Below are 10,287 nucleotides of genomic sequence, written 5' to 3'. Positions count from 1 at the left end.
CTGTTGATTTCCAATATCACGACGGCCAACACGGGAGACCCGGAAATCTATCTGTCCTGGTACTGGAAATCCAACTTCCATGGGGAAAATCCGCAGAATGGTTCTGGTTATAGCAATCCTGCCCTGGATGCGAAGTTCAATGCGTTGGCCGTGGAATTTGATAAATCCAAGCGCCGTCAGCTGATCATCGAAATCCAGCAGATCATCCTGAATGACAGTGCCGCATTATTCTTGGGCTATCCGCAGACCAATATCATCAGCAGTACGGCACTTGCCGGTGTGAAGATGTATCCGTCGGATTATTACTGGGTCACGGATCTTATCAAGCTGGCAGGAAAGTAAGGAGATATCCATGTTGTTAGAAATCAAGGATCTGGATATTTCCTATGGGGACAGTGCGCCGACGGTGCAGGATGTGGAGCTTTCCCTGGCGGCAGGTGAGGTGCTGGCTATTGTCGGTGAGTCTGGCAGTGGCAAGACCTCGGTCATACGCTCGATACTAGGTGTCCTGCCCGGATCGGGCCGGATAAGCCGTGGCCAGATTAACTTCGCCGGGCAGGATCTGGGGCACTTGAGCGCAGAGGAATGGCGGCGCCTGCGGGGCAAGGAGATGGCCATGATATTTCAGGATAGTGGAAATATGATGAATCCGGTCCAGACGATTGGACACCAGTTCCGCGAGTATCTCCAGACCCATAGCGATATGCAGGATACGGAGGCTGATGAAATGGCCAAGGATCTGCTGGGGCGGATGCATTTGCCAGATCCCGACAGCATCATGGCTTCATATACCTTCGAGTTGTCTGGTGGTATGCGTCAGCGTGTCGGCATTGCCATGGCCATTGCCTTCCATCCGCAGCTGCTGCTGGCTGATGAGCCGACGTCGGCACTGGATGTGACGACACAGGCGCAGATTGTACGCGAGCTGATGCAGGTGGTACGCGATTCGGGAACGGCGCTGGTCATGGTTACCCATAATATTGGTGTGGCGGCTTGTATGGCAGACAAACTGATGGTCATGGCCGGGGGAAAGGTGATGGAATATGGCTCCGCAGCATCGATCCTGGACAAGCCGCAGACGGCATATACTAAGAAGTTGCTGGCAGCAGTGCCAGAGATCGGAGGGGTGCGGTATGTCTGAGACGGCAGAGCCGGTATTGATGCGCGTGGAGCATATCACCAAGGAGTTTCCGCTGCCGGCTGGCGGACGGCTGAAGGCGTGTGATGATATCAGCATCGCTATCCGCAAAGGGGAGACAACGGCTATTGTCGGCGAGTCCGGCAGTGGCAAATCAACCTTGGCGCGTACGATCATGGGGCTATATACCCCGGAGGCCGGTCAGGTATTGTTCCGCGGGGCGGATATCACGAGGCTCCGCGGTGAAGCAAAACGTCAAAATTATCGTCATATCCAGATGATCTTCCAGGATCCCGCTACGGCATTCAATCCGAAAATGAAGGTCAAGGATATCATCTGTGAGCCGCTGCTGAGCTTTGAGGTGATCCGCCGCCAGGAGGTGGCAGAGCGAGCACGCGCACTGCTGCAGCTGGTGGAACTGCCGGCGGATTTTGCTGACCGCTACCCGCATAGCCTGAGTGGCGGCCAGCGCCAACGCGTGGCTATTGCGCGGGCATTGGCGCTTGAACCTGAAATCATCATCTGTGATGAAGCGACCAGTGCACTGGATGTGTCGGTACAGGACAGTGTGATCCGGCTATTGGTGAGATTGCAGCGGGAGAAGGGGCTCACCTATCTGTTCATTTGCCATGACTTGGCTTTGGTCAGCCTGTTCAGCCATCAAGTGATAGTCATGAAGCAGGGCCGGGTAGTGGAGCAGCTGCCAGGAGAGAAATTGACGGAAGCGCAGCACCCGTATACGCAGGCCTTGCTGCGTTCGGTGTTTTCGGTACATTCCCGTGACGTTGACTTGTCAGCTCGAAGCGGCAGTCCTTTGACGTGCGGGAAACAGCAGGAGGTGGCGTATGTCTGAAGGTCTTGCGCGCTATTCGGCGGCACTGGCACGGGCGGCTGAGCTTGGCATGAGATGCTATGATGATACGGCCCGCCAGGGGGAAGCTATCAAAGCAGCAATCCTTGTCCTGAGCTTTGGCACGACTTATGCCGGGACACGGGCGAAGACTATCGATACGCTGGTGGCGGAAATACAGGCTGAGTATCCAGGAATCCATGTGGTATCGGCATTGACCTCGCACCTTGTCGTGCGGCGCATCCGGGAAAGGGAAGGGATCCATTATCCATTGCCAGAGGAAGCGCTGCAGCAGCTGTTGGCAGCAGGATATAATTCTATTGCTATGATTACGACGGATGTTCTGCCGGGGATTGAGTATCATTACGCATTGGAGTTGTGGAGGGAATACAGTCCGCAAACCAAACGGATGGTACTGGGAACACCGTTGATGTACTGGCAGGGACAGCAGGGGAAACCGGATGATGTTGGTGATGTCATGCGGGCTGTGAGCAAGGTGTTTCCGCCGTTGGGACGGCAGGATGCTGTGCTGCTGCTGGCGCATGGTTCGCCGCATCTGGCGAACGCCTATCATGGCATCATGCAGCTGAAGCTATGGCAGCAAGGGTGGCCGCGCGCCTTTGTCTACACAGTAGAGGGGTGGCCGCGGCTGGACGATGTCATTCCGCAGCTGCGGCAGCAGGATGTCCGTCATGTCACCTTGTTGCCGCTGATGCTGGTGGCGGGCAATCATGCCTGCCAGGATATGGCCGGCGCTGAAGAAGATTCGCATAAATCACAGCTGGAGGCACAGGGATTTGCTGTTGATGCGTATCTTCATGGCATGGGAGAGAATCCGGTCATCCGCAGCCTTTATCGGGCACGGGTCAGAGAATGCTGGTCTGTATTGCAGAGGGAAGCAAGTGAGTAGAAGCTGGGAAAAAGATATATCCCCCAGGGGGGCTTACAGAAGCGCTGGGATATCGGTATGCTAAAGGTATTATGATACAAAGATATTTATGGACACAAGCGGATAGGAAATACTTGCAGCTGGCGATGCCGGCCGCTTGGGAAGGCGTCTTCATGATCCTGCTGAGTTCGGTGGATCTCATCATGGTCGGTGTGCTCGGAACGGCGGCGATTGCAGCCGTAAGCATTTTCACGCAGCCGCGCATGATGCTGCTGACGGTTGCGCGGTCGCTGGCTTCGGCGGTTACCGTGCTCACGGCGGAGCACTTTGGCGGAGGCAGACGGGAACAGGCCGCTGCAATCATGCGGCAGTCGCTGGGCTTGGGGGCATTCGTACTGTTGGGACTGCACCTGCTCTTTGGCGCATACCTGCCATCGCTGTTGCTTTGGATGGGAGCGGCGCCCGAGTACCTGGCGCTGGCTCTTGATTATGGCTGGATCGCGCTGGCGGCAGTCTATGTGACGTCATTGACGGCTATCCTGCAGGCCCTGCAGTTGGGCTTTGGGCAGACGGGGATCGTATTGCGGACGAATCTGCAGGGAAATGTACTGAATCTCGTGGTCAATGCGTTGCTGATTTTCGGGTTGGGGCCTTTTCCGGCTCTTGGTGTGCGCGGAGCAGCCATTGGCACGCTTGCCGGTACGCTCTATACGCTGGCGGTAGTAGTGTACAGCCTGTGGCGGCAGGGCCTCCTGCGTGGCAGTTTCCTGCCGGATGCTGCCTATTTCCGACAAATGCTGCCTGTTTTTGGCAGTATCTTCTCTGAGCAGGGTTTTGAGCGGGCAGGTATGGTACTCTATACCCGCATGGTGGCTGAGCTCGGCACAATCCCGTATGCGGTGCATGCCATCTGCATGAATTTCTGCGATTTTTATTACTGCTTTGCCGGTGGGCTGGGGAAGGCCAGTACGGTGCTGGCTGGTCAGGCCAAAGGCCGGCAGGATTGGGGCGGCTGGCGTATCAGCTTGGGCATAGGCGTCAAATGGAGCTTGGTCTTCTCGCTGGCGGCCTGCCTGCTCACGGTGGTGTTCCGTGAGCAGATATTCCGCCTGTATTCGCAGGAGGCAGCCATGCTGCCGCTGGGGGCTATGGTGCTGCTCTTTGTGGCTGTGCTGAGTTTTCCGGAAGCGCAGCAGATGGTCTGCGCTGGTATCCTGCGTGGCAGTGGCCGTTCTGCACAGGTGGCGGCCTATTCCTTTGTCAGCATCGCTGTCCTGCGCCCGCTTATCACGGCGTTCCTGCTCTATACGCTCGATATGGGATTGGCTGGTGCCTGGCTGGCGGTGTTCCTCGACCAAAGCCTGCGCGCTGGCTGTGCGTCATTCCTGACCTGGAAATTGGCAAAGAATCCCCCTGGGGGGCTTACGCAGCCGCTGGAGAATCATATATAATGTGAAAAGACAGATTATTGATGGCAGTACAGCATGTGTTGTACTGCTTTATTCTTGTAAGCATGGTGGTTAGGAGGCAATAACGGGGATGGATTATGCCCTTAAAAGGTTCTTGCAGTTGATTCCCATTCTGCTGGGGATTACTTTTCTATCGTTCCTGCTCATGTATATGGCGGGCAGTGATGCTGTGACGGAGCTCTATACGAACCGTGGCATCGAGGTCGCGCAGGAGGTCATCGATGCACGGCGTGAGGAGCTTGGGCTCAACCGGCCATTCTTCGAGCAGTATCTGCACTGGCTATGGTCACTGCTCCATGGGGATATGGGGGTGAGCTATGTCACTGGCGAGGCGGTGTTTGCGGCGTTCTTGCGCAAACTGCCGGCGACCTTGCTGCTGACCGTGCTCTCGGTGGTGCTGACGGTCGTCATTTCGCTTCCCTGCGGGATCGCGGCGGCCGTCCAGCGCGATAAGACCGTGGATTATGTGCTGCGGTTCGTCAGTTTCATCGGCAATGCGATGCCGAATTTCTTTGTGGCGATGCTGCTCATGCAGTTCCTGGGCATCCAGCTTGGCGTGCTGCCGGTCATATCGGGCGGCATGGATGTGAAGAGCGCTGTGATGCCTACTCTTACGCTGGCAATCGCCATGTCGGCAAAATATCTGCGGCAGGTGCGCTCGGCGGTGCTTGAGGAGTTGGGCAAGGATTATGTGCAGGGGGCCATGGCTCGTGGCGTCAGCGACAGGATCATCCTCTGGAAGAACGTCATGAAGGCGTCTTTGCTGACCATCATGACCTTGCTGGCCTTGTCCATCGGCAGCCTGCTCGGCGGCACAGCGATCATTGAGAGTATATTCATGTGGGATGGCGTAGGCAAGATGGCTGTGGACGCCATCAATATGCGTGATTATCCAGTCATCCAGATGTATGTCATGTGGATGGCCATCATCTATGTTTTTGTCAATCTGGTGACGGATCTCTTATATCATCGGCTCGATCCGCGCATCCGTCTGGGGGTGAGCCGCCAATGAGTGAGGTTACAGTTCGCGTGCAGGTAGTACGGCGCGATCATTTGCGGCGGCGCTTGCTGTTTTTCGGCGGGCTGGCGGGAGTGTTGATCCTGGCTGCGTTCTTCAGCAGCTCATTGTGTCCCTATGATCCTTATGAGCAGAATCTGGCCATCGCCAAGGCGGCTCCGTCAGCGGAGCACTGGCTGGGCACGGATCGCTATGGCCGCGATATGCTGTCGCGTGTCATTGCGGGAAGCTTTACCAGCATTTTCTCTACCTTGCTGCTCGTTGGCTTCATCACCGTGTTTGGCAGCCTGATCGGGATTTTCTGTGCTTGGTCGGGGAAGTGGATTGATACGCTCATCATGCGTCTGGCCGATATGTTCCTGGCTTTCCCCGGACTCGTGTTTGCGCTGGCGGTGGCTGCGGTGCTCGGTGGTGGTGTGCATAATGCCATCTTTGCGCTGGCGGCCATCAGCTGGCCCAAGTATGCGCGGCTGGCGCGCAGCCAGATGCTTGCCCAGCAGGAGCTCCCTTATATGCAGGCGGCGAAGATGGCGGGCTGCACGCCCTTGCGGCTGATCTGCCGCCATGTAGTGCCCAATATTGCCGGGCCGTTGCTCGTGACTGCGATGCTCGATATCGGCACGATGATGATGGAGCTGGCAGGTCTGTCTTTCTTGGGTCTTGGAGCCAAGCCACCAATCCCTGAGTGGGGCAGCATGATGAGTGATACGCGCAATCTGCTGGCGACACAGCCGTGGGTGACGCTGGCGCCAGGCTTTGCGATCTTCCTTTCGGTCATGATCTTCAATCTGCTGGGTGATACAGTCCGTGACTGGCTCGATCCGAAGAACAGGAGGTAGGCATGAACGAAATCATTCGCTATGACCATGTAGATGTCAGCTACAATGGCAAATGCGTGGCACATGATATCAGCTTTGGCGTCCAGCCGGGAGAAATCCTCGGCATCGTTGGCGAGAGCGGCAGCGGCAAATCGACGCTGCTGCGAGCGGCCATGGGGCTGCTGGGCAAAGATGGCCTTGTCACGCGGGGGGATATCTGGTATCAGGGCAAATCCCTGCCAGATCTTGCACCGCAGGAGCTGCGCCGCCTCTGCGGTGCAGATATCGGTATGATCTTCCAGTCAGCAGGCAGTTCCTTCTGCGCTATTCGCACGGTGCGGGCGCAGCTCTGGGAGATGATGCAGGCGCATGGCATGACGGATGCGCAGCTTTTCGAAGAACAGGTGCAGGAGCTGTTTGCAAGATTTGGCTTCCGCGAGCCGCGGCGCATCCTGGAAAGCTATCCGTTTGAGCTCTCTGGCGGCATGCAGCAGCGCGTGGGCGTGGCGGCGGCGATGCTGCTGCGCCCGAAGGTGCTGCTGGCGGATGAGCCGACGTCTGCTCTCGATGTCACGGTGCAGAAGCAAGTCATCGAGGAGATGCTGTTGGCGCGGGAGCTCTTCGGGACGGCGATCCTGCTGGTCACGCACAATATCGGTGTCATCCGCGTCATGGCCGACAAGATGCTCGTGCTGCGGGCGGGAGAAGCCGTCGAATACGGCAGCGCCTCGGAGCTGATGCTGCGGCCGCAGGCAAAGTATACGCAGAGATTGCTGGCCGCTGTGCCGCAGCTCAGGAGGTGATGGAGTGGTTCCCGTATTGCAGGTGGAACACCTAAGAAAAGTGTTTCCCGTGGATGACAGGCGGACGTTGCTGGCCGTCGATGATGTCAGTTTTTCCGTGGCGGCAGGTGAGAAGGTCGCCATCATCGGCGAGAGTGGCAGTGGCAAGACGACCATAGCGCGCATGGTTGCACGGCTCACAGATGTGACCGCTGGCAGGATATTCCTGCAGGGGACAGACATCACGCAGCTGACCGGCCGCAAACTGCGCGAGCATTACCGTCATATGCAGCTGGTATTTCAGTCACCGGCCGACAGCTTTGATCCGCGCCGTACCTTGGGCGATGGGATTGCTGAGGGGCTGCGGAACTTTGGCTGGCAGAAGGAGGCGGCCTGGCAGGAGATGGAACGGCTGCTGGGGCTGTGTGGCCTTGAGGCTGGAATAGCTGCGCACTATCCCCACGAGGTCAGTGGCGGCCAGTGCCAGCGCGCGGCTATCGCTAGAGCGTTGGCGCTGCGGCCGAAGCTCTTGCTGCTGGACGAGGCGACGTCGGCACTTGATGTGACGGTACAGGCAGATATCCTGGCCCTGCTCGCACGGCTGCAGCGCGAGCTGTCACTGGCGTATCTGTTCATCTGCCATGACATCGCGCTCGTGCAGGATTTCTGCGACCGCGTGCTGGTCATGCACGAAGGCCGCATTGTCGAGGAAGGCACGCCGGATGAGGTGATCGGTGCCCCGCAGCAGGCGTATACGCAACGGCTTATCGACAGCGTGTTATGACGCTGTTGTTGCCCGAGGCATATCGCTTGCCTCGTTATGAGGGCCATTCCCTTTGGCAGAAGGTAGATATAGGAGGATGATACATATGAAATGGAAAAAACTGGCGGCATTGGCTGTGAGTGTCAGTCTCTGCCTTGGAGTCTTTGCTGGTTGTGGCGACAATCAGGCAGCAAAGCATGCAGGCGGCAAAACCCTGACTATCGGTGATACGACCTTCAACAGCTCAAACGAAGAGCCTGATGTCAATCCGCACAATGCCTATGCAGGCTGGGCGTGCATCCGCTATGGTATCGGTGAGACGCTCATCAAGTACTCAGACAATATGGAGATCCAGCCATGGCTGGCGACGAAGTGGGAAAATATCGATCCTCTGACCTGGAAAATCACGCTGCGCGATGATGTGACTTATTCGAGCGGCCGCAAGATGGATGCTGCTTCGGTCAAGCAGTGCCTTGAGCATCTGATTGCGGAGAACAAGCGCGCCAAGCAGGACCTCAAGATCGCTTCGCTTGAGGCCAACGGGCAGGAGCTCATCATCAAGACGACTGAGCCAAGACCGGCCTTGTTGAACTATCTGGGCGATCCCTATGGCTGTATCATTGATGTGGAAGCTGGTTTTGAAAACGGCATTGTTGCCGGTACAGGCCCGTACATCGTGACGGATATGAAGCCGGACGACCACCTGACGCTCAAGAAGAATGAGAACTATTGGGGCGGCACGCCGAAGCTCGATAAACTGACCATCCGCACGATCACGGACGGCAATACGCTGGCCAACGCGCTGCAGTCAGGAGAGGTGCAGGCTGCTTATGGCATGGCCTATGAGAGCTATCCGTTGTTCCGCAATGATAAATACACGATTTCGCAGATCTCGACTTCGCGCTGCTTCTTTGGCAAGATGAATTTCGATCCGGACTCAGTCTGTGCTGATCCGGCAGTGCGCCAGGCCATAGCTCTGGGTATCGACAAGGAGAATTTTGTCACGACCCTGCTTGAGGGCAATGGCTTTGCTGCAAATGGTGTGTTCCCTGCCGGTTCGGCCTTTGGTGGAGAGAAGGTAAGGGCTGAGAAATATAATCCGGAGGCTGCCAAGGCGGTCCTGGAGCAGGCCGGCTGGGTGGATACCGATGGCGATGGCATCCGCGAAAAGAATGGCCGCAAGCTCGTAGTCAAATGGCTGACATATCCGAGCCGCCAGGAGCTGCCGCTCTTGGCTGAGTCGGCGCAGTCCACGCTCAAGGCCATCGGCATAGAAGTCGATATCAACAATACGGCTGACAACAACCAAGTTGTCAAAGACCCGAAGAAGTGGGATGTTTATGCGATGGCCAACGTCCAGGCCCCGACTGGTGATCCGGAATATTGGTTTACGGTGTTTGCTGTATCCACGGCTACGAAGAACCAGGGCAGATACCAGAGTGCGAAACTCGATGCGCTGGAGGCTCAGCTCAGCCGCGAGTTCGATCCGGCCAAGCGCGCCGAGCTGGCCCTGCAGATGCAGCAGGTAGTGCTCGATGACCACGCGTTTGTGTTCTGCTCGTTCCTTAAGATGAGCATGATTTCTAAAGCTAATGTCAAGAACTATATTTCGCATGCTTGTGACTACTATCAGGTAACAGCTGATCTCGATGTTGAGTGATATCCCCCTGGGGGGCTTACGCAGCCTCTGGTTATCCGCTACAATGAAAGCGAAGAGATAGTACAGAGGAGGGACACGTTATGCAGGAAGCTTTGCAGACCGTGCTACAGAATGAGGATAGGGAACTGGCGCAGGAAATCGAAAACTATTGGGATGCGCGCAGTCAGGCTTTCAGCCAGACACGGTTAAAGGAACTGGCCGGGCCTAGCGCGGCTGCTTGGACAAAGGTGCTGCAGGCAAGGCTGCCGCAGGTGCGGCCGCTTCGTATTCTCGATGTTGGCACGGGGGCGGGGTTCTTTTCCATCCTGCTCGCACGGCTTGGACATGAGGTAACCGGCATCGATATGTCGGCGGATATGCTGCATGAGGCAAAATGCAATGCTTTGGCGGCGGGCGTCAAGGCAAATTTCGTGAAAATGAATGCGCAGGAGCCCGATTTTGCGGCGGATACCTTTGATGTAGTGGTAAGCCGTAATCTTACCTGGACATTGCCGGATGCCATGGAGGCTTATTGCCAGTGGCGTCGGGTCTTGAAACCAGGTGGGCTATTGATGAACTTTGATTCGGACTATGGGCTGGAGAGATTCTCACGCAAGGAAGATCAGGAAAATGTCCATGCCAATATCAGTCAGGAACTTGTGGATACGTGCAATAAAATCAAGGATTCCGTGCGTATCAGCACGCATCGGCGTCCGGCGTGGGATACCTGCTATCTGCAGGAGCTCGGGATGAAGGTGGAAGTCGAGGCAGACATTGCGCCAAAGGTTCACAATGACCCTGCCATGCATTATGACAATGTTCCGTTGTTTGCGATATATGCCTATAAATAAAAATGATCCGTTGACTATGTAACGCCCTCTAAGTCGGAGGTGGAATCTGACTTAGGGGGCATTTTTTTAT

At 56.4% G+C, this 10,287-nt stretch carries 10 protein-coding genes and 1 pseudogene; all 11 read left to right on the top strand.

Annotated elements, in window-relative coordinates; all coding sequences use genetic code 11:
• Positions 1–342, top strand: a pseudogene (locus FZ041_RS13915) (ABC transporter substrate-binding protein); the annotation flags it as partial.
• A 10-nt stretch (positions 343–352) separates the two neighbouring features.
• On the top strand, positions 353–1,141 hold the full coding sequence (locus tag FZ041_RS13910) for an ABC transporter ATP-binding protein (RefSeq protein ID WP_149189999.1): 789 nt from the start codon (positions 353–355) through the stop codon (positions 1,139–1,141).
• Positions 1,134–1,991, top strand: a complete 858-nt coding sequence (locus FZ041_RS13905; RefSeq protein WP_149189998.1) for an ABC transporter ATP-binding protein — start codon at positions 1,134–1,136, stop codon at positions 1,989–1,991. Before FZ041_RS13910 ends, FZ041_RS13905 begins: the two co-directional genes overlap by 8 nt.
• Complete coding sequence (locus FZ041_RS13900) at positions 1,984–2,898, top strand: sirohydrochlorin cobaltochelatase (RefSeq protein WP_149189997.1); 915 nt, start codon at positions 1,984–1,986, stop codon at positions 2,896–2,898. The genes FZ041_RS13905 and FZ041_RS13900 overlap by 8 nt, the downstream gene beginning before the upstream one ends.
• Positions 2,899–3,011: 113 nt before the next feature.
• Positions 3,012–4,328 (top strand): MATE family efflux transporter, encoded by a 1,317-nt coding sequence (locus tag FZ041_RS13895; protein ID WP_369407325.1) that lies wholly within the window; start codon positions 3,012–3,014, stop codon positions 4,326–4,328.
• Positions 4,329–4,416: 88 nt separating this feature from the next.
• Positions 4,417–5,358: a nickel ABC transporter permease gene (gene nikB, locus FZ041_RS13890; RefSeq protein WP_149189995.1), complete on the top strand. Its 942-nt coding sequence runs from the start codon at positions 4,417–4,419 to the stop codon at positions 5,356–5,358.
• Positions 5,355–6,203 carry an ABC transporter permease gene (locus tag FZ041_RS13885; protein WP_075445056.1) on the top strand — a complete coding sequence of 283 codons (849 nt, stop codon included), beginning with the start codon at positions 5,355–5,357 and terminating at the stop codon, positions 6,201–6,203. The genes nikB and FZ041_RS13885 overlap by 4 nt, the downstream gene beginning before the upstream one ends.
• A 2-nt stretch (positions 6,204–6,205) precedes the next feature.
• On the top strand, positions 6,206–6,985 hold the full coding sequence (locus FZ041_RS13880) for an ABC transporter ATP-binding protein (RefSeq protein ID WP_149189994.1): 780 nt from the start codon (positions 6,206–6,208) through the stop codon (positions 6,983–6,985).
• A 4-nt stretch (positions 6,986–6,989) separates the two neighbouring features.
• On the top strand, positions 6,990–7,748 hold the full coding sequence (locus FZ041_RS13875; protein WP_149189993.1) for an ABC transporter ATP-binding protein: 759 nt from the start codon (positions 6,990–6,992) through the stop codon (positions 7,746–7,748).
• Between the two features lie 85 nt (positions 7,749–7,833).
• A complete protein-coding gene (locus tag FZ041_RS13870; RefSeq protein ID WP_187626388.1) occupies positions 7,834–9,387 on the top strand; it encodes an ABC transporter substrate-binding protein in 1,554 nt (517 codons plus the stop codon).
• Positions 9,388–9,467: 80 nt separating this feature from the next.
• Positions 9,468–10,217 (top strand): class I SAM-dependent methyltransferase, encoded by a 750-nt coding sequence (locus FZ041_RS13865; RefSeq protein ID WP_149189991.1) that lies wholly within the window; start codon positions 9,468–9,470, stop codon positions 10,215–10,217.
• The last annotated feature ends 70 nt before the right edge of the window (positions 10,218–10,287 follow it).

Origin of the sequence: Pseudoselenomonas caprae (genome assembly GCF_008271345.1) — a bacterium.
Classification (GTDB): Bacteria; Bacillota; Negativicutes; order Selenomonadales; family Selenomonadaceae; genus Selenomonas_A; species Selenomonas_A caprae.
Note: the sequence above shows the minus strand (reverse complement) of the source record. Positions and strands in the feature narration are given on the sequence as shown.